We start from the raw sequence: 26,521 nt of genomic DNA, 5'->3' as shown, positions 1-26,521 counted from the left end.
GTCTCCGGGATCAGCCCTTGGCAGACTTGGCTCGTTTGGCGGCTGCGACGGTCTTGACGGCCTTCGTGACCTTCACCGTCTTTGCGGAAGTTGATGGCGCCGCGGCTTTGCTCGCACTGGCGCGCGCCTTCGCCTCCTGCTTGAGCGGCCGGCCGACCGGACAGACCTCCAGCGCGTAGCCGGTCAGGCTGTTGACGAGGTTGTCCGGGTTCAACCGGTACAGGACGAACTGCCCCTGGCGCTCGCTGCTGACGAGCCCGGCCAACTCGAGGATGGAGAGATGGCGGGAGATCGCCGGCGCGCTCATGTTGAAGCGCTCGGCCAGCGCGCTCGTGCTCAGTTCGCCGCCGGAGAGGTAGGCGAGGATCTGACGGCGCGGCCCGGAGGCCAACGCTTCGAAGACGCGATCGAGTAGCATGAGAATCAGCTATTAAGCAATTTGTTAATAGCTTATCTCCAACGCAAGTCGCCTGACAAGTGGAAGATTGAAATGACAAAGGGCCAGCACTTGCCTGGCCCTTGTTCGACGTCAAAGCCCTCGCAGAGGGCGACATTCACCGCATGCTGTATCCGCGCCCATCCATGCAAGCCTCCACCGCGCGGTTGAACACGCCGGCGTCGTTCATCGACGAGGGTTGCGTCGTCGCCCAGCGGTTGCATTCCTGGCGGTCGGCCTCGGTCTGCGCGGCCGACTGCCCGTTGCGCGGATAGATGATCGGATCGGGCCGCGGCGGCGCGACCGGCGCCGGCGTCGCCGCGTCGGCACCCGGCGGCGGCGCGACGACCACGTAGCCCGGTCCCGGCGAGGCCACCGTGTAGTAGGCGCCGTTGGCGTAGTAGTACGGGTAGCCGCCGATGCGCAGCGTCACGTAGGCGCTCGGCAGGATGGGGACCACGAAGCCCAGCGGCGGCGCGATCACGCGGAAGCTCGGGCCCCACGGCTGGTACCAGACGCCGCCGTGGTACCAGTAGCGGTTGCCCACGAACACCGCGCCGCCCGGCAGGCCGCGCGCGACATAGCCCGGCGCGGGGTAGTAGTGGTCGTGGTGGTAGCGGCTGTCCAGGCGCAGGCCGATGTCGACACGCGCCCCGCCGCCGCCGTGATGCTGCGCGGACGCCAAGCCCGCGGACAGGGCCAGCGCAACGGGAATCAACCAACGAAGCTTGTTCAGGCTGCTCATGATCTGCTCGCGCCGTCCATCGGCGCCCAAAAAGTCCAGATGGCTTATTCAACGCCGCAGCACTCGGCCACGTCTACGGAAGGGAGTTTCGCCGGGGTAAAGAACCATTGCTTCGAAGGCCCCGTGCAAGCTTGCAAACACGTCGCGACGCCGGCCCGGCGGCCGACCACGTCCGCGGATCGGCGATGATTCGCGCCGCCTGGCGCCTCCCCCGTCAAGGCACGCCTCCACGAGAGATTCACGAGACATTCACGCCGCCGCCACGCGCCGCCCCGACGCCATGATCGAGCTCTACTACTTCCCCAGCAACGCCAGCTTTGCGCCCCACGTCGTCCTGCATGAACTGGGCATCCCGTTCCAGCTCCGGCTCGTCGACCGCGACAAGGACGAGCACAAGTCGCCCGCCTTCCTCGCGATCAATCCGAACGGCCTGCTCCCCGCGATGCGCGACACGCGCCAGTCCGAAGGCGACGGTGCGGGCAACAGCGAACTCGTGCTGTTCGAGACCGCCGCGATCCTGCTGCACCTCGCCGACACGCACCCCGATGCCGGCCTCATGCCCCCGCTGGGCAGCGCCGAACGGGCGCACGCCTACAAGTGGCTGATGTGGCTGACCAACACGCTGCAGCCCACCGTCATCGCCTACTACTATCCCGATCGTTTCGTCGCGCCGGGGAACACCGCCGGCAGTGCCGAGGTGAAGGCCCAGGCGCAGGTCCGCGCCGGCGCGCAGCTGGATCTGCTCGCCGCCGAATTCGAACGCCACGGCGGGCCGTTCATGCTCGGCGAGCGCTATTCGGTGCTGGACGCCTTCGCGTTCATGCTCTGCCGCTGGACACGCAACTTCGCCGATCCGGCGCGCAACCGGCCGGCCCTGGCCGCGTTCCTCGAACGCATGGCGCAACGTCCCGCGCTGCAGCGCGCGATCGAAACCGAGAAGCTGCCGAAGCCCTGGTTCTGAGGGCTCAGCGCGCGGGCAGCGCCCGCAGGTAGTCGTAGAGCCGCTGCGCGATCGCCGCGCGATCGGCCGCCGTCATCGCTTCGGACAGCGGCGGCATCGTCGTGCCGGGTCGCACCGCGGCGGGGTCGAGCAGCCAGCGCTTCCACGCCGCGGCGTCATAACCCTGGACGACCACGTCGAGGTCCAGCGGCATCTTGTCGCCGCCATAGCCGCGAATGCGGTGGCAGCTCAGGCAGTGCGTGCGGGCGAGGTCCGCCGCATCGGCGTACTTCGCCGCCAGGCCGCCGGGCAACAGCGCGCGCGTCGAGGACGGTCCCACGCTCACCGACGCGACCTGGTACGGCCACAGTGCGCCGCCCTCGGCCTGCAAGGCCTTCGACCCGCGGTTGTCCCAGACCAGATAGAAGGGACCGAGCGGAACCTGCTTCTCGCCCTGCAGATGGTTGTCGACCTGGAAGGCCTGCCCGTCGGCGCGTGCATGCACCAGCCACGCGCGATGCTGCGCGAAGCGCTCCACCGGGATGCGGGAGACGAAGCCATCCAGCGCGCGGAACTCGAGCTCCTGACCTGGCGCCCGCCAGCCCTTCCCGAGCACCGCCGTCAGCACGGCATCCGCCGGAAAACCGACATAACGCACTTCAGGCATGCGGCCGTCGCGAATCAGATGGGGCTCGAGGACGGCGACCGTCACCGCGGCGCCGTTCCGCGTCGACGATTTGTCCGCGCTCTTTTCCTTGCTGCTGTCCGCCTGCAGGCTCAGCTGTCGGCTGAGCTCGGCGGGCTTCGGCAACTCGACGGCGAGCGCCGGCATCGCGGCCCATGCGCTCGACATCACGACTGCCGCAGCAATCGCGCGGGTCACTCGCATCGCGTTCATGGCTTGAGGATCAGCATCCCGCGGGAGTGTGCTTGCACGTCCGATTCGTTCAACCACTCGCGGCGGTACTGCCCCTTGGCCAGCAGCTCGGCTTGATCGCTGTAATGCGCATCCGGCCAGACGCCGCTCTGTCCCACCGGGTTGACGCCGAGCGCCTCCTGCGGCCGCGCGAAGTCGATCAGCCGTCGCGTCGACGGCCCGTAGACCACGCCCCACGGCGCGCTGCCGTTGCGCTGCGCGAGGTTGTTGGGCACCTCGTGGCCGCCGGGCACCGGGAACGGGCCGACGTTGAACAGCTTGTCGAGCGGCTTCTGCTTGCCCAGCGGATGTTCGTGCGTCAGCGTGTGGACGCTGTCCCAGCGCCAGGCCGTGCTGTCGGGCCCGAGCGTCATGCTCAGGTGCGCGACCGCCGCCTTCCAGGCACGGCGCACGATGTCCGTCTGCGTCTCGCGCTGCGGCGTCGAGCGGTCGTCCCACCAGGGCGAGTCGGTGTCCGCCGTCAGCTTCGGCAGCGCCTGATCCAGCGCGCGCGTGCGGCGCAGGTTCTCGAACTGCGCGTCGCCCAGTTCGTCCTTCATCGCCGCGCGCAGCAGTTCCGCCGCGAACTGCTGGAACAGCACCGGCGCCACGGCGTCGGCCTTGTAGGCGCCGTTCCAGCGCACCAGCGCCTCGACCAGCGACTGCTCCTCGGCCGAGGCCGAGCCGCGCAGCAATGGGATGATCGGCCGCAGCACGCGCGGGCCGTAGTCGGTCTGCACGTCGAGCTGCAGCGCCTGGCTGTTGTGGATGTCCCAGCGCTTGCCCTGGTTCAACAGCGCGTCGAGGCGGATGCCCCGCTCGGCCAGGTTGTAGTAGCCCGGCACCGGCGTGTCGCCCGCCGGCTGGAAGTTGGCGGAAACGATGTAGCCGCGCGCCGGATTCTCCTCGTGCGGATTCGCGGAGAAGGGCAGGAACCCGGGCTTGTCGGCCTCGTCCGTCGCGCCATCGAGCACGAAGGTCGGGTTCACGCCCTCGGGCCGGATCGGCAGCTTCGCCGCGGCCCACCAGGCGATGTCGCCGGCCGCGTTGGCCCAGACCACGTTCAGGCCCGGCGCGTGGATCAGGCTGACCGCTTCGCGCGCCCGGTCCAGCGTGTCCGCGCGGCCCAGCTTGTAGAAGCCGTCGATCACCGGGTTCTCGGTCTCCAGGAAGGCCCACCACATCGCCACCGGGCGCTCGCCGCGGTCGCCCGGGATCGCGTCGTTGACGATGGGGCCGTGCGGCGATCGGCGCAGCGTCAGCACCTGGTCCGGCTGCCCCTTGACCTTGAGCACCTCCTGGCGCGACGTCATCGGCACCCAGCGGTCCTTGATCCAGACCTCGTTCGGATTCTCCGGGTTGACCTTCTCGGCGATCAGGTCGACGTCGTCGTTCTGGAACATCGTCAGGCTCCAGCCGAAGCGCTGGTTGTGCCCCAGCAGCGCCATCGGATTGAGCGCGAGATGATGCCCGTAGAGCTCGAACTGCGGCGTGCGCAGATGCGCTTCCCACCACACGGCGGGCGTCGAGTACGCGATGTGCGGATCGCCCGCGAGCAGCGGCTTGCCGCTGGCCGTGCGGCTGCCGGAGACGACCCAGGCGTTGCTGCCTTCGAACTGCGGCAGGCCCGCGAGCTCCGCGGCGCGGCCGCTGACCTCGGCCAGCCGCGCCAGCATCGGCGCCACGTCGGCGAAGCGACGGTCAGACGGGCTCGGCGCCCCGGGCGATCGCGGCGCATTCAGCGCCTGCGGCTCCAGCGCGCCTTTCGGATGCCACGCGAGATCGAAGATGCGCAGATAGTCCGGCCCGAGCTGGTCGCGCACCGCCGTCAGCGCCGGTTCGGTGCGGAAGGCCGCCGCGAAGCTGTAGGCCAGGTACCCCGCGATGCTGTAGGTGTCCGCCGCCGTGAACGGGCGCTTCGGAATGCCGAGGATCTCGAACTCCAGCGGCGCGGGTCGCGTGGCCTGGTATTGGTTGACGCCGTCGAGGTAGGCGTACAACGCGCGGACCGCGCCCGGCTGCGCGGTGATCGCCGACGAGGCCGCCGCCAGTTCATCGGCGCGCTGCCGGATGCCGAGCGTGCGGAACAGGCGGTCGGTCTCGACCAGCTTCGGGCCCAGCACCTCCGCCAGTTCGCCGCGCGACAGCCGGCGCAGCATCTCCATCTGGAACAGCCGGTCCTGCGCATGCAGGTAGCCGAGCGCGCGGTAGAGGTCGTCCTCGTTGCGGGCATCGACGTGGGGCACGCCCCATTCGTCGTAGCGGACGGTGACCGGGGCGCTCAGGCCGGAGAGCTGCAGCTCGCCGTCGCGCACCGGCAGCTTCTTGTGGACATGCCAGGCCGCGCCCGCGGCGCCGATGGCCACGAGCACGGCGAGCGTGACCGCGCCGCGCCTGAGCCAGCGACCGACGCTCATGGGCGGACCGGTGGGCGCAGGTGGGACAGCGCCTCGACGCGCTTGATCAGCTCGCGGTCGTTCCAGGGCTTGTGGAACATGCCGTACAGCCCCTGGATCTGATGCAGTCGCGCATGCAGCTCCTCGTGGCCGGTGATCGCGATCATGGGCAGGTCCTCCGTGGCGAGGGCGCCCTGCACCGCCTTGATCAGCTCGAAGCCGTCCATGTTGGGCATCTCGAGGTCGGTGATCAGCACGCCGAAGCGGGTCTGGCCGAGCAGCTCCATCGCCTCGACGCCGTCGCGCGCGGCGACGACCTCATGGCCGGCGTCGCTGAACAGCTTCAGCAGCTTGGCGCGCACCACGGCGGAATCGTCGACCACCAGCAGCGGCAGGCGCTCGGGTGCGACGCCGGCCACGGCCGGCGCCGGCGGGGGCACGGCGGGGGTGGCGGCCGGCACGGGCGGCAGCGGACGCGGCGTGGGCGGCGGCGACGCGTCGAAGTCACGGTAGTCGCCGCGGCGCACCGTGATGATGATGATCAGGATCGCCAACGGAACGACGATCAGCAGCGGCAACAGGAACGGCTGCAGGGTCTCAGGCAAATCAAACGGCATTCGGCTCTCCGACTCCTCCCCAAACCGGGCACGCTACACGGTCAAGGGGCGTCACTGTAGAGGAAAAGCCCTCTCGATGGATGGCCGGTGGATGACACCCGACGAGCCGCTGCCGCGTTCATGGGGCCGATGCGCTCGCGCCACAGCCGCTTGTGGCGCCGTCCCCGCATCCAGGGGCTTGCGTGACTTCCGGCCTGAGGTCGGGCTCGCCTGCTCCTCCGCCGTTCGACTTGACTCGATTCGCATCGGCGCCACGCCGCGCGAAGGTCCACCAGTTTTTGCGATTGTTGGCCGCCGACACCCCTCCGATGCTCTCGCCTCCGTCGAACGAACGGCTCGACACGCACGAGGGCCGCACGATGAATTCCTACTCATTTGTGCGATTCCGAAGTTCTGGGGGCTCGCTATGATTCACCCCAATACGTCCCCCACCTCTGTCCCCGGCGAAAGCGCGGTGCGTCACGTGGGGGCCTTCATTTCTGGACCGGTGGCGCGTGCCCTCAAGCCTTTCGCCACCACCTGTCAGCAGATTGAATTGCTTCGATCCCGAGGGCTCGAGATTGACGATGAGCAGTCCGCGCGCGCATCACTGAGCCAACTGGGCTACTACCGCTTCTCCGGATACGCCCATGCACTGAAGGTGGCGCGAGCCGATAGCCACCCGACAGCCCGGCAATTCAAGCCCGGCGCCACGTTTCCGCTGGTGGTTCAACTCGCAGAATTCGACAAGGCCCTTCGGCTGCTCGTGCTGCAAGGCCTCGAACTCATCGAGATCGCCGTAAGGGCGTCAGTCGCGGAGCAACTCGGCAAGCTCGATGTTGAGGCGCATCGCAATCGCGCGCTGCTCGATGGCCGATTCACGAATGCATTGCCGGGACAGATCTCCGCACACGACGAGTGGCTGCAGAGGTTCGACCTGCTTTTCGCGCGGTCAAAAGAGGACCTGGTTGAACATCACCGCCTGCACTATGGCGCCCGCATGCCCGTTTGGGCTGCGCTCGAAATCCTCGAATTCGGACTGCTCTCCCGGCTCGTGGCAGGCCTGCAGCATCGTGACCGGCGAGCGCTCGCGCGCCGGTTTCAGGTAAGCCATCCCGGCGTGCTCACATCCTGGCTCCACGCCTTCAACCTGACCAGGAACCGAGCCGCCCATCATGCCCGCCTGTGGAATCGAACCAATGTCATGGCACCGCTGCTCCCCACGCCCTCCGAAAGTGGAGATCTGGCATTTCTACATCTCGACGAGTTCGCCAGGAAGCGGCTCTTCGGCACCCTCTGCTGCATGCAGTCGATGATCCGCGCCATTACGCCGCGCTCGGCTTGGCATGTGCAACTCAAGATGCTGACGCGATCGTTCCCTGCATCACCGGCGCTGTCGCTGCATTCGGCGGGTTTTCCAGCGAATTGGGAGACGCTCGCCTTGTGGAAGGACTGAGCTGCCGCTCAAGGCACGCGCGCTGCCCTCAACCGGCGGTGCACCGCCCTCGCCTGCGGCACCCAGCCCAGCCGCGCCCAGCGGCGCCACATCAGCAGGCCGCGGATCCACTCGTCGGCGGCGTAGGCGATCCACAGCCCCACCAGGCCCAGCCCCAGCACCTCGCCCAGCAGCCAGCTGCCGCCGGCCAGCACGAGCAGCATCGATCCCGCGCCCACCATCACCGGGTACTTCGCATCGCCCGCCGCGCGCAGCGCGTTGATGACGACGAGGTTGAAGGTCCGCCCCGGCTCCAGGATCACGGTGATCCACATCAGCACCACGGCGCTCGCGAGGATCTTCTGGTCGTGCGTGAACATCTGCAGCAACCACGGCGAGGCCGCCGCCGCGCCGGCCGCGACCACCACGCTGATCATCAGCCCGCGCGCGAGCGCGCGCCGCACCAGCCGGTGCGCCTCGTGCAGCTGCCCCGCGCCGATCAGGTGCCCGACGACGATCTCCGCCGCGAAGCCCGTCGCCAGCCCCGGCAGCAGCACGAAGTACATCAACTGCGACGTGTAGCTGTGCGCCGCCAGCGCGGACGCGCCGAGGTGCCCCGCGATCGCCACGCTCACCATGTAGGCGAGCCGGTAGGCGATGTTCTCCGCCGCGCCGGGCAGGCCGATGTGCAGCACACCCGCCAACTCGGCGCGCGGCAGGCGCCACCAGTCGGAGGCCTTCGGCCGCAGGTCCAGCCGCGCGCGCCACAGCCACACATGCAGGGTCAGCCCGAACGCCCGGCTCACCGCCAACGCGACCGCGAAGCCCGGCAGGCCGAGCTGCGGCATCAGCGTGATCGACAAGAGCAGCTGCGCCACCTGCATCGCCACGAGCACCATCAAGGTGTCGCGGCTGCGCAGATGCGCCCGCATCACGCTCGCCATCGACGCGTTCCAGGCGTCGAGCATCATGGCCGGCGCCAGCGCCATCAGGAAAGGCTGCGACAACGGCAGCACTTCCGCCGGCGCGTTCATTAGGCGCAGCAGCGGGCCCGCGAACAGCAGCGCCATCAGCGCCGTGAAGCCGCCCAGCCAGGTGCTCGCGCCGAGCGCTGCCCGCGCCGTCGCGTCGGCCACCGCACGACGCCCGCCGCCCAAGGCCTGCGTGATCACCACGCTGATGCCGGCGCCGATGATGCGGAACAGGATGAACAGCGTCGCCGCCAATTGGTTGGCCAGCGCGAACGCGGCACCGGCGGGGTCGGAGATCCGCGCCGCCAACATCGTCCCGATCACCCCGATGGCGATGCCCAGGCAGAGCTCGAGGAACAGCGGCCAGGCCAGCGCGAACAGGCGCGGGGTCGGGAGGGAATTCGGAGAGGAGGACATCAGGCAGCGGCGGCAGGCAGGTCCGCGCCGCCGCTGACAGCGGAGGACACGACGCGCGGAATTCTCTCGTGATGCCCTCGGGCCGGGGGCCGTAACCGCGATGAAACCGACATGAACCCGTGACGGCGCGGGAAGGACGCCGGGGGTCTGTGGTTTCGCCGCCACCGCGGCGGGCGATCAGCGATCGCCCGCGGGCATCGACCCGCTCAACCTGCCGAAGGTGCGGGCGGCGTGGTGACCGGGCACATGGGCAGACCGCCGGCCATCAGCGTGGCGCGCTCGGCATCCTCGGCCCGGCGCAGCGATACCAGCTCCGACCGCGCGCCGTAGAGCTCGTCGAGTTCTTCCAGCAGCAGCGCGCGCACCTGCGCCTCCGCGATGGGCGGCAACGCGCGGACCCATTGCCGGTCGCGCGCGTCCAGGCGGTAGACCACCACCCAGATCTCACAGGTGTCGATGAATGCGGACATCAGCGCAGCCTAGTCCAGCCGCCACCGGCTGGCGATGGGGACTGCCCCGACCCGTGCGCCATATTCATCGAATCGCGACGCCAGGAAGAGGGATCAGCGCGGTCCGATCAGCGCCATTCGACGACCGACACGCCCAGCCCGATCCGGGACTCGCGGAAGTTGTAGTCGATGAGGCTCTCGCCGTAGCCGCTGAACAGCTGCAGGTAACCGTGCAGCCCGCCGCCGATGGGGAAGGCCCACTCCAGTTGCGCCGATCCGCGCGAGCGGTCGCCTCCCTTCAGGCTGTGCCGCGCCGTCACGGCCAGCACGTGCCGGCCCAGCTTCTGCGTCACCAGCACCTCGCCACGGCCGATGTAGTCCTGGATGCCCGGGTTGTCGTCGCTGCCCGTGTTGAGGATGCGCCACCAGGGACGCAGGCTCACCGTGGTCTCGCCGCGCTCCAGGCTCAGCTCGCCGATCACCCGGTTCCAGCTGCGCGACAGCGGCACCGCCCGGCCATTGGACTGATGGTTGAAGCTCAGCCCGACCATGCTGGCCTTCCACCCGAACGGCAGGCCCACGTCGGTCCCGTGCGTCAGGATGAGTTCGGGCTCGTAGTTGGTCTCGCGGAAGGGCCGCGACTCGCGCCCGTTGTAGACCTGCCAGCGCGAGTTCTGCGTGTACGCGCCCCACACGGAGAAGGTGCCGTGGTCGTCGAGTGCCCAGATCTTGGACTTCAGGCTGATCTGGAACTTGGCCTCGTTCTTGTCCAGGTCCAGCGCCTGGACCACGCCGTTGTCCGGGCTCTCGGACGACGCGGGCCCCGGCGTGCGGTTCGACCGCGTGGTCCACGACACCGGCAGCAGGTAGACCGGCCGGTGCGGGCGCGGCAGGAAGCGCGGCATCTGATCGCGGCAGGACAGCTCCCAGCGCTCCGACAGCGTCGAGCCCAGGTAGTTGCGGGCACTGCCGGAAGCCTCCGGCAAGCGCGAACAGGGGTCGTCGACGCGCGGCGAACTCGCCGCGGCTGCCACCGGCAAGGCGGCCGGCACCGGCTGGAGCCGGACCTGGGCCGCGGCCGACGGCGGAGGCGCGTCCGGCGCCCGGCCGCTCAAGCGGTCGTAGCAGGCCAGGCGCGCATCGTTGTCGCGGATCGCGGCGCAGTCGGCCGGTGTCTTCGCCGACGAGGCCGCCGACATCGCGGGGTTCTCGGCCGGCAAGGCCGCGACCTGCGCGGACACGTCCTGCGGCATGGCCGCGATGAGCGCCGCCAGCAAGGCGGCGGCCCATGTCATCGCCACGGCCAGGCGGCGGCGGAACTCCCTGATGGACAGCATCTCGTTAAGCCCTTGTTCAGTCGGGGCGTCGAGTGCAAACAGCGTTCCCGGGGGCGATCGGCATAAGTTGCCAGCAGCACCCTCCCTAGAATCGGCCACCATGCAGACGCCCCCTTCCGTCGCCCTCGCCCCCGGCCTCATCGCCGCCGGCAAGTCCTGGCCCCGCTGGGCCGCGCTGGCCGCGCCGCTGCTGCTGGCCGCCTGCTCGCAACTGCCCCGGACGCCCGCCCCCGCCTCCGAGCCGACGCCCGGCGGCCCGTTCAGCCCCGCAGCCCTGCAGGCGCTGCGGCCGGCGCAGTTCCGCTCGACGGTCGGCACCACCGTCCAGGCCCAGGAACGCTGGAGCACCGACCGCACCCGCATCCGGACCGCATCCGCGCAGGCGCTGGCCGCGCCGCAGGACGGCGCCGCGTTGCGCGAGTTCGCGCAGGCCTTGCGGCTCGTCGCCCATTACCGGGCCGAGATCGACACCGCCCGCCCGGCGCTGCTCGCCGCGCTGCCCGCGCTGGACGGCCAGCCAGCCGACATCCAGCGTCCGCTGCTCACGGCGGCGTACACGCTCTATGCGGTCGACGCCGCCCCGTTGCTGCGCCCGCTGCTGCCGCGCCTGGCCACGCCGCGCGAATTCGCGATCGCCGCCTACGCGCTGATGCAGACGCGCCAGCCTTCAGACCTGGCACTGATCCAGTCCCAGCTCGCCCAGCGCGACCGCGACGAGCCGCGCCTGCAAGCCCTCGCCCAGGCGGTCTCGACCGCGCAAGGCGTGCCGCAGAGTGCGCGGCCGCCGCTGGCCGACCTGCTCGCGATCCGTCCGGGGTCGCCCGTCGTGTTCAGCTTCCAGCGGCCGGGCCGGCAGCAGATGGGCCTGGCCCTGGTGCGCCAGGCCGATGGCCGCTTCGTGCGGCGTCCCGATGGCGGCCTGTTCAACATCGAGCAGTTGGCGCTCTCGAGCAGCGGCCTGCCCGGCACGATCACGCTGGGCAACACGCCGCAGGGGCTGTTCACGATCCAGGGCGCGGGCCGCGCGGCCTCCAACATCTGGATCGGCCCCACTCCGTACCTGCACACGAAGGTGCCCGGCGAAGCGAGCGTCGCCGAGTACGAGCAACGCGCCCCCGGCCCGAACGAACCCGCCTGGTCGCTGGACCGGTACCGGGCCCTGCTGCCCGCGTCGTGGCGCGACTACGCGCCGTTGCAGGAAGCCTGGCTGGCCGGCCGCGCGGGGCGCGACGAGATGCTGATGCACGGCAGCACCATCGATCCGCGCTACTACGCCGGCAGCCGTTACTACCCGGGCACGCCGTCGGACGGCTGCCTGGTGGCGATGGAGTACTGGTCCCCGGAGGGTGTGATGGTGCACAGCGACCAGATCGCCCTGCTCCAGGCCTTCACCGCGCAAGGACGCGACCGCGGCTACATGGTGCTGATCGAGCTGGACGCCGCGCCCACACCGGTGGCCCTGGCGGAAGTGATCCAGGCCGTGCTCGAAGCCGAGGCCCGCACGAACGGACGCTGACGAGGCACGAGCAGGGCGTGATTACCGTGGGTTATGGCGCGCCCGCCCCGTTTCATTGGCAGAGTAGGAATCGGCCCACTAGAGTAGGCCGCACCTTGCGGGCCTCCCCTTCCGCCCTGGCCGACCCATGTCCCATCCTTTGAAGACCGAAACCCCCAGCGCCGACCACCAGGACCTGGACCTGTACGACAGTGCCCGATTGATGGAGGTCTTCATCGACGACCAGCGGTCGGCGGTGGAAGCGGTGCGGGCGGCGGCGCCCGCGCTCGCAGCGGCGGTGGACGCGGCATTGCCGCGCATCGCGGCGGGTGGCCGGCTGCTGTATGCCGGCGCCGGAACCTCCGGCCGGCTGGGCGTGCTGGACAGCGTCGAGCTGGTGCCCACGTTCTCCTGGCCGCGTGAGCGTGCCGTCGCCGTGCTGGCGGGCGGTGAAGGCGCGATGTTCGTCGCCGTCGAAGGCGCCGAGGACGACGAGCCCCAGGGCCGCCGCGACATCGAGGCGCTCGCGCCGACGCCCGACGACGTGCTGATCGGCATTGCCGCCTCGGGCCACACGCCTTACGTGCTGGGCGCGCTGGCCGCGGGCCGCGCCGCCGGCTGCCTGACGATCGCGATGGCCAACAACCCGGGCGCGGCGGTCTTGGCCGCGAGCGAGCATCCGGTCCTGCTCGACACCGGCGCCGAGGTGATCTCCGGCAGCACGCGTCTGAAGGCGGGCACCGCGCAGAAGATCGCGCTGAACAGTTTCTCCAGCGCGTTGATGGTCAAGCTGCACAAGGTCTACGGCAACCTGATGGTGGACATGAAGGCCACCAACGCGAAGCTGGTCCGGCGTGCCGTCGCGCTGACGATGCGCGCCGCCGGCGCCGACGAGTCTGCCGCGCGCGCGGCGCTCGACCAATGCGGCTTCCACGTGAAGACCGCGACCGTGATGCTGCTGCGCCAGCTCGATGCCGCCGACGCCCAGGCCCTGCTCGCGCGAAACGCCGGCGACGTGCGCGGCGCGCTGGCCGATCGCTGAGCCCTCCGCGCGGCGCTCGCACAGTCCTCGCACGCAAGCGCTGCAATCCCCGATGCAAGCCCCGCACCGTTTGCATCGACACTGAGGCTCATGTCCGCCTCTCCCGAATCCCCGAGTTCCGACAACGCGCGCAGCACCGGCGGCGCACCCAGCCCCTGGCGCTGGGTGCCCACGCTCTACTTCGCGCAGGGCATGCCGTACGTGGTCGTGATGACCTTGTCGGTCATCATGTACAAGAACCTGGAGATCTCGAACACCGACATCGCGCTCTACACCAGCTGGCTCTACCTGCCCTGGGTGATCAAGCCGCTGTGGTCGCCGCTGGTCGAGATGCTGGGCACGAAACGTCTATGGGTCGTGACGCTGCAATTCGCCGTCGGCGCGGCATTGGCGATGGTGGCGCTGACGCTGCCGATGGAGCGCGCCTTCCAGATGTCGCTCGCCGTGCTCTGGCTGATGGCGTTCGCCTCGGCCTCGCACGACATCGCCGCCGACGGCTTCTACCTGCTCGCGCTGGAGAAGCATGAGCAGGCCGCCTTCGTCGGCGTACGGTCGACGTTCTATCGCGTCGCCAACATCGGCGGTCAGGGCGGGCTCGTCTGGCTGGCCGGTGAACTGCACGACCGAGGCGACAGCTGGGTGCTCGCCTGGCAGGGCGTGATGGCGGTCCTCGCGGGCGCCTTCATGCTGCTCGCGGCCTGGCACTTGTGGCGCCTGCCGCGCCCGGCCGTCGATGTGCCCCTCCCTCGCGACCAGCGTGAACCGGGCACGTTCTTCCGGATCTTCGCGGCGTTCTTCCGCAAGCCCGGTCTCGCCGTGACGCTGGGCTTCCTGCTGCTCTACCGTTTTCCCGAAGCGCAGTTGCTGAAGCTCGCCACGCCCTTCCTGCTCGACCCGCTGGACAAGGGCGGCCTTGCGCTGACCAACAAGCAGGTCGGCATCGCCTACGGCACGGTCGGCCTGATCGCGCTGACGCTGGGCGGGCTGCTGGGCGGCTGGGTCATCTCGCGCGTCGGACTGAAGAAGGCGCTCTGGCCGCTGGTGCTCGCGATGCACCTGCCCAACGTCGTGTTCCTGGTCATGGCCTATGCGCACCCGGGCAGCCTCGCCGTCATCAGCGCGGCGCTGGCGGTCGAGCAGTTCGGCTACGGGCTCGGCTTCACGGCCTACCTGATGTACATGGTCCTGGTCGCCGAGGGCGCCCACAAGACCGCGCACTATGCGATCTGCACCGGCTTCATGGCGCTGGGCATGATGCTGCCGGGCATGTGGAGCGGCTGGCTGCAGGACCACCTCGGCTACCCGCACTTCTTCGCGTGGGTGCTGATCGCGACGATCCCGTCGCTGGTCATGACGGCGCTCATCCAGGTCCCCGAGAACTTCGGCCGCAAGGAGCCCGGCGCATGAGCGCGTCCACGACCGGCGGCGGCCACGGCGGCGACCGCCTGCTGTCGCTCGACGCCTTCCGCGGCTTCGCCATCGCAGCCATGCTGCTGGTCAACAATCCGGGCGACTGGTCGCAGCTCTACGCGCCGCTTGAGCATGCCGAGTGGCACGGCTGGACCTTCACCGACTGGATCTTCCCGTTCTTCGTCTTCATCAGCGGGATCTCGATGAGCTTCAGCCTGGCCCGCCGCGGTCAGGCCGCCGATCGCCCCGCCTTGCTGCGCCACATGTGGCGTCGCGGGGCGACGATCATCCTCATCGGGCTGGCGCTGAACCTCTTCCCGTTCTTCCACTTCGAGACGCTGCGCATCCCCGGCGTGCTCCAGCGGCTGGGACTGATCACGATCCTCGTCGCGCCGATCGCGCTGTGGTGCGGATGGCGTGCCCAGCTGGCGTGGTTCATCGGCCTGCTGCTCGGCTACGGCCTGGTGCAGACCTTTGTCGCCGTGCCGGACGCGCAGGGCGTCTGGCATCGCGGCTCGCTGCAGCCGGGCGAGGACGTCGGCGCGTGGCTGGACCGGACGCTGCTTATCGGCCATCTGTGGGCGAAGAGCAAGACCTGGGACCCCGAAGGCCTGCTGAGCACCCTGCCCGCCGTCGCGAGCCAGATCGCCGGCCTGCTCGCGGGACGTTGGCTGGCGCTACGTGGCCGTGATCCCGGCGAGAAGGCGACCTGGTTCATGGTGTCGGGTCTTGCCTGCCTCTGGATCGCGCAGGTGCTCGACGCCTGGACGCTGCCCATCAACAAGAATCTCTGGACCCCCGCCTTCGTTTTCCTCACGACGGGCTGGGGATGCCTCGTGTTCGGCGTGTTCTACTGGCTGCTCGATGCCGCGCCCCTGCCGCGGATGCGTGACGCGATGGCGCGGCGCGTCCACCCGCTGGTGGTGTTCGGTGTGAACGCGCTGTTCCTGTTCGCGCTGTCGGGCGTGGTGGCCCGGCTGCTCGGATTGATCCATGTCGCCGAGGGTGTCACGCTCAAGGCCTGGCTGGTCGCGCCGCTGCGCGCGCTGCCGGTGGATCCACGTTTCGCGTCGTTGCTGTTCGCCGTCGGTTTCGTCGCGGTGTTCTACGGCATCGCGTGGGCGATGTGGCGGCGCGGCTGGATCGTGAAAGTGTGAGCGGCCCCTGCGGCGCCGCCAGCTGAGAGCCCTCGATGCGACGACGACAGTGGATGACCGCGGCCCTGGCCGCACCGGTGCTCGGTTCCCTGGGCACGACGCTCACGGGCTGCGGCAGCGCCCCGCCCCAGGCCTTGCCGGCGCTGCCTGGCCCCGGCCCTGACAACGACCCGCCGCCGGCGCCGCGCGAGTTCCGTGCCGCCTGGGTCGCGACCGTCGCCAACATCGACTGGCCGAGCCGCCGCGGGCTGAGCGACGCCGCGCAGATCGCCGAGATCCACGCGATCCTCGACAGCGCCCGCGCGCTGCGCCTGAACGCGATCGTGCTGCAGGTGCGCACCAGCGCGGATGCGCTGTACCGCTCGACGCTGGAGCCGTGGAGCGAGTACCTCTCCGGCGTGCAAGGCCAGGGGCCGGGCTACGACCCGCTGGCTTTGTGGATCGCGCAGGCGCATGCGCGCGGCCTCGAGCTGCACGCCTGGCTGAACCCGTACCGCGCGAAGCAGAGCGGCGGCAAGTCGGCCGCCGCCGCCACGCACCTGAGCCGCACCCGGCCGGAGTGGGTGAAGAAGTACGGCGACCAGCTCTGGATCGATCCGGGCGAGCCGGCCGCCGCGGACCACACGCTGGCCGTCTGCCGCGACCTGCTCACCCGTTACGCGGTCGACGGTCTGCACATCGACGACTACTTCTATCCCTACCCGGTCCAGGACGCGGCCAAGCAGGACATCGACTTCCCCGACGACGCCAGCTGGCTGCGCTATCTGCACGGCGGCGGCACGCTGTCGCGCGCGGATTGGCGGCGGGACAACGTCGACCAGCTGGTGCGGCGGATGTACGAGCTGGTCCGCGAGTTGCGCCCCACCGCGCGCGTCGGCATCAGCCCGTTCGGCCTGCCGCGGCCGGACCTGCGTCCTGCGGGCATCATCGGGTTCTCGCAATACGACAAGCTCTACGCCCACGTCGAGCACTGGATGGCGATGGGATGGCTCGACTACGTGGCGCCGCAGCTCTACTGGCCACGGGCGCAGAAGCCGCAGGCCTTCGAGCCGCTGATGCGCGCCTGGCAGGGCGTCAATCCTTTGGGGCGGCACGTCTGGCCGGGCCTGTTCACGAGCCGTGCCGCCAACGAGGCTGAAGGCTGGCCGGCCGACGAGATCCCGGCGCAGATCGAGCTCATGCGCACCGCGCCGCCCACGGGCGGACACCTGCACTTCAGCATGGTCGCGTTGTTGAAGAACCGCCGGAACATCGCGGATACCTTGCGAGCCGGCGCTTACCTCCACCCCGCCCTGCCGCCGGAAACGCCGTGGCTGACCGCCCCTGCCTGTGGAGTCGTCGCGCTGGAGCGCCTGGCCGACGGCCACCTGCGGCTGTCCGCCCGGGAGGGCGCTCCGCCCCGTGCCTTTGCGCTGTGGAAACGCGACGCGCGGCGCGCCGACTCGCCCTGGCTCTTCGACCTCGTGGGCCCGGACGGCGACCTCGGCCCCGTGGGCGACGGCTGGCTGCTGAGCGCCAGCGCAGTCAACGCGATCAACCGCGAGGGGCCCCGGACGACGTTCTCAAGTTGAACGCGACCGACTCAAAACTGTCGATTCCGCGCAACGACGGGTCAGCGCCGGGGCGCACCCCAGCTCCGTGGAAACCCTGTATCACCGTGGTGCGCGAATAGTCCGGAAGAGCCCATTTCCGGGCGGGGTCCGCCCGTTCCGTCGCGTGCGACAAACAGGTGGGAAAGCGCCGGCGCCCCTGTCATTCCTTGTCACAAACCCACAACATCCGGCAAAGAGACTCACGGCCGTGCATCGCCGAGGCGGGTGCCGGGACTCCCGGAATCCGCCCAGCAACAGGGCCCGTCAACGCGGAAAGCCCCCCGCACGGCGGATTTGGCCGCATTGCTGGGGGCTGTCTCGACTGGTAGGCTTTTTGCTTCAGATGAAGGAGGAGCCGCGTCAAGACGGTTCCCCGACACAGGCGGGCTGGTACGAGCAGAGCCTGGCCAAGGATGTTTTCCTGGGCCGGAAAAACCAACGTAAAACGTTTGCGAGCTTCCGAAGTTGATGACTTCGGCAGACGAAAACGGTTGCGCGAGGAATCTGCCAACGGAAGGGCGGGAAGCCTTCCCCAGCCGCACCAGGATTTCAGTTGTTAGTTCAGTTTGGTCTCGTCGCACAGGAGCGCAGGAATGAATCAGAAGAATTGGTCGGGTTTCCGCAAAACCGCCTTGGCAGCCGCCGCGGCACTGGTCGCCGTCATGCCGGCCATGGCCCAGGAAGCCAAGAAGGACGCCGACACGTCCGCCGATGACGGCGCGCCGCGCGCCAAGGAAGACAAGGTCCGTCTGGGCACGATCACGATCGTGGGCAGCGGCGGCAAGCTGGCCGCCGGCCAGATGCTGAACGAGGACACGGCCAAGAGCCGTTCCACCGTCACCCGCGAGGCGATCGACAAGGACCGCTCCTCCGGCAACCCGTTCCAGGCGCTGGCCCTGCTGCCGGGCGTGAACACCTTCAACTACGACGGCACCGGCCTGTTCGGCGGCGGCCTCACGGTCCGCGGCTTCAACTCCGACCAGATGGGCATGATCATCAACGGCGTGCCCGTCAATGATTCGGGCGGCTACGCCGTCTACCCGCAGGAATACGCGGACCAGGAAAACCTCTGCACCCAGTCGCTGGCGCAAGGCACCCCGGACGTGGACTCGCCCAACGCCGGCGCCACGGGCGGCAACATCACCGTCACCAGCTGCGACCCGGAAGACAAGCAGCGCATCCGCGTCAGCCAGGGCCTCGGCGAACTGCGCTACACCCGCACCTTCCTGCGCTACGACACCGGCCGCTTCCTCAACAACAGCGCCAAGGTGTTCGTCAGCTACTCGCACACCGAGGCTGACAAGTGGAAGGGCGACGGCCAGGCCAAGAAGGACCACATCGACGCGGCGTTCCGCTGGGACATCAACCAGGACAACGTGATCCTGGGCTCGGTGCTCTACAACCGCGCGATCAACAACAACATCAACAGCATCAGCCTGGCCCAGCTCAAGGCCAACGGCTACAACTTCGACTTCTCGACGAAGTTCCCCGGCCACCTGACCCCGGTCAAGGGCACGGCCCAGAACGAAGGCGCCTCGGGCTACCTGCCGTCGCCGGCGTACTACAAGCTGGCCAACAACCCGTTCGAGAACGCCATCGTGTCGGTCTCGGGTTCGTTCAAGGTCGCCGAGAACACCTACCTGAAGGTCCAGCCCTACCTGTGGTACGGCTTCGGCAACGGTGGCGTGCAACAGACCACCCTGTCGGAAACCAACACCTTCCTGAACCCGGCCACCGGCGCCAAGGTCAGCCAGGACCTGAACGGTGACGGCGACACGCTCGACACCCTGATCGTCGGCCGCGCCTCGGTGACCCGCACCATGCGCCCCGGCCTGACCACCGAAATCAACACGCAGATGGGCGACCACGCGCTGAAGGCCGGTGTCTGGATCGAGCGCGCCAGCCACAAGCAGACCCAGCCGGCCGTGCGCGTGAGCGACTCGGGCGAGCTGTCCAGCGTCTGGCTGAACAGCAGCTACATCCTGCGTCCGGACGGCAGCCGCTATCAGGGCCGCGACTGGGAGACCATCAGCACCTCCGGCCAGTTCTACGCCAACGACAACTGGTCGTTCGCCGAAGACAAGGGCCTGCTGATGCTGGGCTTCCGCACCCCGTACGTGAAGCGTGACGTCAAGAACTTCGCCAACGAAGGCGTGACGGCGGACTACAACTTCGAGAAGTCCTACAGCGAGTTCCTGCCGCAGGTCGGCGTCCGCTACCAGCTCACGCCGAGCCAGCAGGTCTTCGTGAACGTCGCGAAGAACTTCCGCGCGCCGCCGAACTTCGCGTTCACCGGCTCGAACGTGAACGTCGCGAACAACGTCGCCACCCTGCGCCTGGCTCCCAAGGCCGAGACCTCGATCAACACCGACCTCGGCTACCGCTTCCAGACCAAGGACATCTCGCTGTCGGCGACGGTGTTCAACGTGGACTTCAAGGACCGCCAAGGCAACGCCTACGATCCGAACACGCTGAACAGCGTGTACACGAACATCGGCCGCGTGAAGACCCACGGCCTGGAAATGGAAGTCGGTTCGGGCACGTTCAAGGGCTTCTCCGCCTACGGTTCGCTGACCCTGCAGAAGAGCAAGGTGAAGGACGACCTGCCGGTCTCCGTCGTCAACGGTCAACAGGTCTTCCTGCCCACCAAGGGCAACAAGATGACGCTGACGCCGGACATGATCCTCGGCGGTTCGGTGCAGTACACCTACGGCCCGTTCTACGCCCGCCTGAAGGTCAAGCGCACCGGCAAGCAACAGGCCACGCTGATGAACGACGAGGAAGTGCCGGCATACTGGACCGGCGACGTCGACGCCGGCTACAACTTCGGCAACGTCCAGGACTGGCTGAAGAACATCCAGCTGCGCCTGAACGTCAGCAACATCGGCAACGCCCAGTACCGCAACCCGAGCTCGGGCACGGTGGTCAATGCCCAGGCGTATCCGAAGCTCGGCGGCACGACCTACAACCAGACGGCCAGCACGGTCTTCTACTACCTGGGCGCCCCGCGCTTCGTGTCGATGAATCTGAGCGCCGACTTCTAAGTCGACGCACCGAAGCGGCCACGGCCGCTCCGCATGGAAACCGCGCCCTTCCCGGCGCGGTTTTTTTTCGTCCGATCACTGGGGCGATCGCGACCCACGGTGAAGCGATGCCTGACCCTCTCCTTCCCATGAGCCTGACTCATACCTGCCACGCGCATTGACAATGGCGAACGCCCGGTGCCCCTCGTAAGCTCCGCGCGCCAACGCCGCCATGAGTCCCACGCCCTCCGTCACCGACCAACCCCTCGAGCACGACCGCACCGACCGTGCCGTGCCGGCCCGCGCGGGTGCCGCGTCAGGATCGCTGGGACTGGGCCTGGACGCCGGCGGCACGCAGACACGCTGGGCGTTGGCCCGACCCGACGGCAGCCTCGTCGCACGCGGCGAGGTCGGCGGCTTCAGTGCGCTGCTGCTGGACACCAGCGCCGGACGCGTCGTGCTGGCGCAGACGCTGCAATCGCTCGCCGCCGCCGTGCTGTCGCACGCGGCGCCCGGCGCGCTGCACGGGCTGCAGGCCGGCATCACCGGACTCGGCGAACCGGATGGCCCCGCCGGCCGGCAACTGCGCGCGCTGCTCGCCCAGCAGCTGGGTCTGGCCCCGGCGCAGATCCAGTGCGACAGCGACATCGCGCAAGCCTGGCATGCGCTGTTCCGACCCGGCGAGGGCTACCTGGTCTACGCCGGCACCGGCGCGATCGCGGCCTTCATCGACGAGGCCGGTTCGCTGCATCGCGCCGGCGGCCGCGGCCCCTTGCTGGGCGACGAAGGCGGCGGCCAGTGGATCGCGCGCGAGGCGCTCGCGCTGGTCTGGCGCCGCGAGGACGAATCCCCCGGCGCGTGGAACGAATCCCCGCTCGCGCGACATCTCTTCGACGAGCTCGGCGGCCCCGACTGGCCGACGACGCGCGCCTTCATGTACGGCGGCGACAGCGCGGCACGCCGCGGCTCGATCGGCCGCCTGGCGCTGGCCGTCGCACGCGCCGCGGCGGACGGCGACGCCGACGCCCTGACCCTGCTGCATCGCGCCGGCCGCGAACTCGCCCGGCTGCCGCTGGCCCTGGTGCGCCGGCTGGGCGTGCGTCCCGTCAGCGCCGCCGGACGTGTGCTGCAATTGCATCCCGCCATCGAATCGGGCCTGCGCGACGCCCTGCCGCAAGACCTGTCCCTCACCGTTCATCAACCCGACACCGCCCTGGCCGCCGCGAGGCGGGCCGCGCTCGCCTCATGAAAACCAAGCTCCTGACCCTCGCCGCCGCCGCGCTGCTGGCGGCCTGCGCCACGCCGACGCTGCAGATCGATCGCACCCATGTCTCCGAGAACCAGGACAGCCGCGCGCAGTTCCTGATCCTCCACTACACGGTGCTCGACTTCGACAAGTCGATGAAGGTGCTGACCACCGGCGGCAAGGTCTCGGCCCACTACCTGGTGCAGGAAAAGCCCTCCAAGGTCTACCAGCTGGTCGACGAGAACCGCCGCGCCTGGCACGGCGGCGTCAGCTACTGGGGCGGCGCGACCAACCTGAACTCGGCCTCGATCGGCATCGAGATCGTGAACCCGGGCTTCACCGAGACGCCGATGGGCCGCGTCTACGCGCCGTATCCGCAGGAACAGATCGACGACGTGATCAAGCTGGTCAAGGAGATCGTCGCGCGCCAGGGCATCCGCTCGGACCGCATCCTCGGCCACAACGACATCGCGCCGGGCCGCAAGCAGGACCCGGGTCCGGCGTTCCCGTGGAAGCAGCTCGCGGACGCCGGCCTGATCGCCTGGCCCGACGCCGCGCAGGTCCAGATCAAGCAGGCGATCTACCAAGTCGCCCCGGTGCCGGATGCCGTCTGGTTCCAGAAGCGGCTGGCGCAGGTGGGGTACCAGACGCCGCAGACCGGCCTGCTGGACACGGCCACGCGCGAGGTGATCAGCACCTTCCAGATGAAGTACCGGCCGGCCGACTTCTCCGGGAACATGGACGCCGAGACCGCCGCGCTGCTCGAGGTCGTCACGACGCCCGGCGGCATGCTGATGAAGAAGCCGCTGCCGGCGGACAGCCGTCCGCGTTCAGAGTATTGATGGCTCCCGGCTGACCCCGTCACGTTCGCCCGCCACGCACCCCGCCGCCGCCCGCCTTGCTGAACTTCCTGCTCCGCCGCCTGGCCTCGTTGCTGCCGACCCTGATCGGCGTGACGCTGGTCGCCTTCGGCCTGATCCGGCTGGTGCCGGGCGATCCGATCGCGATCATGATGGGCGAGCGCGCGCTCGACGACGACACCCACGCGCGGCTGATGCACGAGCTCGGCCTGGACCAGCCGCTGTGGCGCCAGTACGCGGACTACGTCGGCGGCCTGCTGCACGGGGACCTGGGACGCTCGCTGGTCTCGCACGAGCCGGTGTCGCACGAGTTCCTCGCGCTGTTCCCGGCCACGGCGGAACTGGCGCTCTTCGCGCTGCTGCTGGCGATCGTGCTCGGCATGGCGCTGGGCACCGGTGCCGCGCTGCGGCGCGGCTCGCTGCTGGACCAGGGCGTGATGGGCGTGGCGACGGTCGGCTACTCGATGCCGGTGTTCTGGTGGGGGCTGATCCTCATCATGTTCTTCTCGGTGGGCCTGGGCTGGACGCCGGTGTCGGGTCGCATCGCGGTGGAGTACGACGTGCAGCGCGTCACCGGCTTCATGCTGATCGACGCGGCGCTGCACGACGAGGCGGGCGCCTGGCGCTCGGCGCTGCGGCACCTGCTGCTGCCGGCGCTGGTGCTGGGTACCAGCACGACGGCGGTGATCGCGCGGATGACACGCTCCAGCCTGCTCGAGGTGCTGCGCGAGGACTACATGCGCAGCGCCCGCGCGCGCGGCCTGTCGCCGTCGCGGGTGGTGCTGGTGCACGGCCTGCGCAACGCGCTGATCCCCGTGATCACGGTGATCGGATTGAAGGTCGGCAGCCTGCTGGCTGGCGCGGTGCTGACGGAAACCATCTTCAGCTGGCCCGGCATCGGCAAGTGGCTGATCGATGCGATCGCGCGGCGCGACTATCCGGTGGTGCAGGCGGGGATCCTGATCTCGGCCTGCACCTTCATCGCGGTCAACCTGCTGGTGGACCTGCTCTATGGCGTGGTCAATCCGCGCATCAGAAAATGAGCCCCCAGTCGCTCCGCTCCGGCCCCCGAGGGGCGCAGTCCGCCTTGGGGGCGGCCCGGCGGCGGACATGGCAGGGATGACACGACCATGAGCGCCCTCCCCTCCACGTCGACAGCCCCCGCGGCGATCGCGCCCCCCGGCCCGCTCGCCGAGTTCTGGCGCGGGTTCTCCGCCAACCGCGGCGCGCTGTTCGCACTGATCGTCTTCACGCTGCTGGCGCTGGCGGCGTTGCTGGCGCCCTGGATCGCGCCGCATGATCCGGTGCGGCAATACCGCGAGCACATGCTGACGCCGCCGATCTGGATGGACGGCGGGCAGACGCGCTTCCTGCTCGGCACCGACGAGCTCGGCCGCGACCTGCTCTCGCGGCTGCTGCACGGCGCGCGCGTGTCGCTGGGCATCGGCCTGGCGTCGGTGGTGCTGTCGCTCATTCCCGGCGTGCTGCTCGGACTGCTGGCCGCCTTCCATCAACGGCTGCTCGCGCCCGTGGTCATGCGCGTGATGGACGTGATGCTGGCGCTGCCGGGTCTGCTGCTGGCGATCTGCGTGATCACCGTGCTGGGCCCGGGCCTGATGAACACGGTCATCGCGATCGCCGTCGGCAGCCTGCCGGAGTACGTGCGGCTCACACGCGCCGCGGCGCTCGCGGAGCTCGGCAAGGACTACGTCACCGCCAGCCGCGTCGCCGGCGCGTCGACCTGGCGGCTGATGTTCTCGGCCGTGCTGCCGAACTGCCTCGCGCCGCTGATCGTCAACGCCTCGCTGAGCTTCTCCGCGGCGATCCTCGAGGCGGCGGGCCTCGGTTTCCTCGGCCTGGGCGTGCAGGCGCCGATGGCGGAGTGGGGCACGATGCTTTCGTCCGCGCGCGACTACATCGTCCGCGCGCCGTGGGTGGTGACGCTGCCGGGACTGGCGATCCTGCTGTCGGTGCTCAGCGTCAACCTGATGGGCGACGGGCTGCGCGACGCGCTCGATCCGCGCCTCAAGAGGGTCTCGTGATGCTGGAGATCCGCGATCTGCGCGTGCGCTTCGGCGCCTTCCCGGCGGTGGACGGCGTCGACCTCGACGTCGCGCCGGGCGAGGTGCTGGGCATCGTCGGCGAGTCGGGCTCCGGCAAGTCCGTGAGCATGATGGCGCTGATGGGCCTGATCGATCCGCCGGGACAGGTGAGCGCGACGGCGCTGCGCTTCCAGGGTCAGGACTTGCTCGGCATGAGCGCGTCGCAGCGGCGCAAGCTGATCGGCAAGGACATCGCGATGGTATTCCAGGACGCGCTGGCCAGCCTCAATCCGAGCTACACCGTCGGTCACCAGCTGGAAGAAGTACTGCGCGCTCACCTCGGTCTGCGCGGCGCCGCGGCGCGTCAACGCGCGACGGAGCTGCTGGAGCAGGTCGAGATCCCCGACGCCGCGAGCCGGCTGAAGGCCTATCCGCACGAGCTGTCCGGCGGCATGAACCAGCGCGTGATGATCGCGCTGGCGATCGCGTGCTCGCCCAAGCTGCTGATCGCCGACGAGCCGACGACCGCGCTCGACGTGACGATCCAGGCCCAGATCATGGACCTGCTGCTGCGCCTGCAGCGCGAGCAGGGCATGGCGCTCGTGATGATCACGCACGACCTGGCGGTGGTGGCGGAGATGGCGCAGCGCGTCGCCGTCATGTACGCGGGCCAGGTGGTGGAGACGGGCGCGTTGCCCGATGTCTTCGAGGCGCCCAAGCATCCGTACACCGCCGCGCTGATGGCGGCGATCCCGGAACACAACCGCGGCGCGCGACGGCTGCAGGCGTTGCCGGGCATCGTGCCGGGCGCGCTGGACCGGCCGGCGGGATGCCTGTTCTCGCCGCGCTGCGCGCGCGTGCAGGCGCGCTGCCGCGCCGAGCGTCCGGACGTCGTCGACGGCGTGCGCTGCTTCTATCCGTTGGTCGAGGAGTCCGCCGCATGAGCGCCGCGCCTGACATGCCCGTCGCTTCCGATGCGGCACCGCTGCTGGTGGCGCGCGATCTCGCCCGCCACTACCGCGTGAGCCGCGGCTGGTTCGCGCCCAAGGCGACGGTGCGGGCGCTGGACGGCGTCAGTTTCTCTCTGGCGCCGGGCAAGACACTGGCGGTGGTCGGCGAATCGGGCTGCGGCAAATCCACGCTGGCGCGCGCGCTGACGCTGATCGAGACGCCGACCTCCGGCGACCTCCGGATCCACGGCCGCGACGCCGCCGACGCCTCCGCGCGCAAGGCCTTGCGACGCGACGTGCAGATGGTGTTCCAGAACCCGTACGCGGCGCTGAATCCTCGCAAGACGATCGCGTCGACGCTGGCGGAGCCGCTGGTGATCAACACGTCGCTGGGCCGCGCCGAGCGGCAGGAGCGCATCCAGTCGCTGGCCGCGAAGGTGGGGCTGCGCCAGGAGCACCTGCAGCGTTACCCGCACATGTTCTCGGGCGGTCAACGCCAGCGCATCGCGATCGCGCGGGCGATGGTGATGCAGCCGGGGATCGTCGTCGCGGACGAGCCGACCTCGGCGCTGGACCTGTCGATCCAGGCGCAGATCCTGAATCTCTTCATGGACCTGCAGGAGGAGTTCGGGACGGGCTACGTGTTCATCTCGCACAACCTGGCGGTGGTGGAGCACGTAGCGGACGAGGTGATGGTGATGTACCTCGGCCGCGTGGTCGAGCACGGCGACAAGCGCCGCCTCTTCGCCAAGCCGCTGCACCCGTACACGCAGGCGCTGATCAGCGCGACCCCGGCGCTGCGCCCGGCCGACCGCCGCCAACGCATCCGCATCCACGGCGAGCTGCCCAGTCCGCTGAAGCCGCCGACGGGATGCGCGTTCCATCAGCGCTGCCCGAAGGCCGTCGCGCGCTGCGCGGAGGTGCGGCCGGAGTTGCGGGAGATCGATGGACGACTCGTGGCTTGTGATGTGATTTGAACAACCATTCGAGGCAATTGCGATCTGCGTGCTTCGTCCCTCCAATGACAGGTCGTTAGCGCACTGGCGCGCGCCCCGTTAAAAGGAGG

At 69.4% G+C, this 26,521-nt stretch carries 22 protein-coding genes; 14 read left to right on the top strand and 8 right to left on the bottom strand.

Going from position 1 to position 26,521, the window contains the following annotated elements:
- Nucleotides 1-10: 10 nt before the first annotated feature.
- Together AC07OZ_RS10740 and AC07OZ_RS10735 are read right to left on the bottom strand one after the other, a co-directional pair.
- Nucleotides 11-418, bottom strand: a complete 408-nt coding sequence (locus tag AC07OZ_RS10740; protein ID WP_495467122.1) for a metalloregulator ArsR/SmtB family transcription factor — start codon at nucleotides 416-418, stop codon at nucleotides 11-13.
- A gap of 136 nt (nucleotides 419-554) precedes the next feature.
- Entirely contained in the window at nucleotides 555-1,181 is a 627-nt protein-coding gene (locus tag AC07OZ_RS10735) for a DUF6515 family protein (RefSeq protein WP_495467121.1), read from the bottom strand.
- 280 nt (nucleotides 1,182-1,461) lie between these two features.
- On the opposite strand from AC07OZ_RS10735, the gene AC07OZ_RS10730 reads away from it, so the two are divergent.
- Nucleotides 1,462-2,142, top strand: a complete 681-nt coding sequence (locus AC07OZ_RS10730) for a glutathione S-transferase family protein (RefSeq protein ID WP_495467120.1) — start codon at nucleotides 1,462-1,464, stop codon at nucleotides 2,140-2,142.
- Between the two features lie 4 nt (nucleotides 2,143-2,146).
- On the opposite strand, the gene AC07OZ_RS10725 is transcribed toward AC07OZ_RS10730, so the two are convergent.
- Genes AC07OZ_RS10725 through AC07OZ_RS10715 form a run of 3 tightly spaced genes read right to left on the bottom strand, consistent with a single transcriptional unit; the run spans nucleotide 2,147 to nucleotide 6,050 of the window.
- Nucleotides 2,147-3,019, bottom strand: a complete 873-nt coding sequence (locus AC07OZ_RS10725; RefSeq protein ID WP_495467119.1) for a hypothetical protein — start codon at nucleotides 3,017-3,019, stop codon at nucleotides 2,147-2,149.
- A complete protein-coding gene (locus tag AC07OZ_RS10720) occupies nucleotides 3,016-5,454 on the bottom strand; it encodes a penicillin acylase family protein (protein ID WP_495467118.1) in 2,439 nt (812 codons plus the stop codon). The genes AC07OZ_RS10725 and AC07OZ_RS10720 overlap by 4 nt, the downstream gene beginning before the upstream one ends.
- A complete protein-coding gene (locus tag AC07OZ_RS10715) occupies nucleotides 5,451-6,050 on the bottom strand; it encodes a response regulator (RefSeq protein ID WP_495467117.1) in 600 nt (199 codons plus the stop codon). The genes AC07OZ_RS10720 and AC07OZ_RS10715 overlap by 4 nt, the downstream gene beginning before the upstream one ends.
- 406 nt (nucleotides 6,051-6,456) lie before the next feature.
- On the opposite strand from AC07OZ_RS10715, the gene AC07OZ_RS10710 reads away from it, so the two are divergent.
- Entirely contained in the window at nucleotides 6,457-7,485 is a 1,029-nt protein-coding gene (locus AC07OZ_RS10710; protein WP_495467116.1) for an Abi family protein, read from the top strand.
- An 8-nt stretch (nucleotides 7,486-7,493) separates the two neighbouring features.
- Here the strand turns inward: AC07OZ_RS10710 and AC07OZ_RS10705 are convergent, their stop codons facing one another.
- The 3 genes from AC07OZ_RS10705 to AC07OZ_RS10695 form a co-directional block, all read right to left on the bottom strand.
- Nucleotides 7,494-8,852: an MATE family efflux transporter gene (locus tag AC07OZ_RS10705; RefSeq protein ID WP_495467115.1), complete on the bottom strand. Its 1,359-nt coding sequence runs from the start codon at nucleotides 8,850-8,852 to the stop codon at nucleotides 7,494-7,496.
- A gap of 206 nt (nucleotides 8,853-9,058) precedes the next feature.
- A complete protein-coding gene (locus tag AC07OZ_RS10700; RefSeq protein WP_495467114.1) occupies nucleotides 9,059-9,322 on the bottom strand; it encodes a hypothetical protein in 264 nt (87 codons plus the stop codon).
- 107 nt (nucleotides 9,323-9,429) lie between these two features.
- The gene (locus AC07OZ_RS10695; RefSeq protein WP_495467113.1) at nucleotides 9,430-10,638 is read right to left on the bottom strand and encodes a phospholipase A; all 1,209 of its coding nucleotides are present in this window, start codon (nucleotides 10,636-10,638) and stop codon (nucleotides 9,430-9,432) included.
- A 100-nt stretch (nucleotides 10,639-10,738) separates the two neighbouring features.
- On the opposite strand from AC07OZ_RS10695, the gene AC07OZ_RS10690 reads away from it, so the two are divergent.
- The 12 genes from AC07OZ_RS10690 to AC07OZ_RS10635 all read left to right on the top strand — a co-directional run bounded on the left by AC07OZ_RS10690 (nucleotide 10,739) and on the right by AC07OZ_RS10635 (nucleotide 26,432).
- Nucleotides 10,739-12,154: a hypothetical protein gene (locus AC07OZ_RS10690; protein ID WP_495467112.1), complete on the top strand. Its 1,416-nt coding sequence runs from the start codon at nucleotides 10,739-10,741 to the stop codon at nucleotides 12,152-12,154.
- A 127-nt stretch (nucleotides 12,155-12,281) separates the two neighbouring features.
- A complete protein-coding gene (locus AC07OZ_RS10685) occupies nucleotides 12,282-13,175 on the top strand; it encodes an N-acetylmuramic acid 6-phosphate etherase (RefSeq protein WP_495467111.1) in 894 nt (297 codons plus the stop codon).
- Nucleotides 13,176-13,265: 90 nt separating this feature from the next.
- The gene (locus tag AC07OZ_RS10680; protein WP_495467110.1) at nucleotides 13,266-14,582 is read left to right on the top strand and encodes an MFS transporter; all 1,317 of its coding nucleotides are present in this window, start codon (nucleotides 13,266-13,268) and stop codon (nucleotides 14,580-14,582) included.
- Nucleotides 14,579-15,742, top strand: coding sequence for an acyltransferase family protein (locus tag AC07OZ_RS10675; protein ID WP_495467109.1), 1,164 nt, complete (start codon nucleotides 14,579-14,581; stop codon nucleotides 15,740-15,742). Before AC07OZ_RS10680 ends, AC07OZ_RS10675 begins: the two co-directional genes overlap by 4 nt.
- Nucleotides 15,743-15,777: 35 nt before the next feature.
- The gene (locus AC07OZ_RS10670; protein WP_495467108.1) at nucleotides 15,778-17,313 is read left to right on the top strand and encodes a glycoside hydrolase family 10-like protein; all 1,536 of its coding nucleotides are present in this window, start codon (nucleotides 15,778-15,780) and stop codon (nucleotides 17,311-17,313) included.
- A 614-nt stretch (nucleotides 17,314-17,927) separates the two neighbouring features.
- Nucleotides 17,928-20,378 (top strand): TonB-dependent receptor, encoded by a 2,451-nt coding sequence (locus AC07OZ_RS10665; protein ID WP_495467107.1) that lies wholly within the window; start codon nucleotides 17,928-17,930, stop codon nucleotides 20,376-20,378.
- Between the two features lie 211 nt (nucleotides 20,379-20,589).
- Nucleotides 20,590-21,606 carry an N-acetylglucosamine kinase gene (locus tag AC07OZ_RS10660; RefSeq protein WP_495467106.1) on the top strand — a complete coding sequence of 339 codons (1,017 nt, stop codon included), beginning with the start codon at nucleotides 20,590-20,592 and terminating at the stop codon, nucleotides 21,604-21,606.
- Nucleotides 21,603-22,445: an N-acetylmuramoyl-L-alanine amidase gene (locus tag AC07OZ_RS10655; protein ID WP_495467105.1), complete on the top strand. Its 843-nt coding sequence runs from the start codon at nucleotides 21,603-21,605 to the stop codon at nucleotides 22,443-22,445. Before AC07OZ_RS10660 ends, AC07OZ_RS10655 begins: the two co-directional genes overlap by 4 nt.
- Nucleotides 22,446-22,501: 56 nt before the next feature.
- The gene (locus AC07OZ_RS10650) at nucleotides 22,502-23,506 is read left to right on the top strand and encodes an ABC transporter permease subunit (protein WP_495467104.1); all 1,005 of its coding nucleotides are present in this window, start codon (nucleotides 22,502-22,504) and stop codon (nucleotides 23,504-23,506) included.
- Nucleotides 23,507-23,593: 87 nt separating this feature from the next.
- Nucleotides 23,594-24,505 carry an ABC transporter permease subunit gene (locus AC07OZ_RS10645; RefSeq protein WP_495467103.1) on the top strand — a complete coding sequence of 304 codons (912 nt, stop codon included), beginning with the start codon at nucleotides 23,594-23,596 and terminating at the stop codon, nucleotides 24,503-24,505.
- Entirely contained in the window at nucleotides 24,505-25,449 is a 945-nt protein-coding gene (locus tag AC07OZ_RS10640) for an ABC transporter ATP-binding protein (RefSeq protein ID WP_495467102.1), read from the top strand. The genes AC07OZ_RS10645 and AC07OZ_RS10640 overlap by 1 nt, the downstream gene beginning before the upstream one ends.
- On the top strand, nucleotides 25,446-26,432 hold the full coding sequence (locus AC07OZ_RS10635) for a peptide ABC transporter ATP-binding protein (protein WP_495467101.1): 987 nt from the start codon (nucleotides 25,446-25,448) through the stop codon (nucleotides 26,430-26,432). Before AC07OZ_RS10640 ends, AC07OZ_RS10635 begins: the two co-directional genes overlap by 4 nt.
- Nucleotides 26,433-26,521: the final 89 nt, after the last annotated feature.

Source organism: Roseateles sp. GW821-FHT09G03, from assembly GCF_059416045.1.
This window is presented reverse-complemented; position numbering and strand designations above follow the sequence as displayed.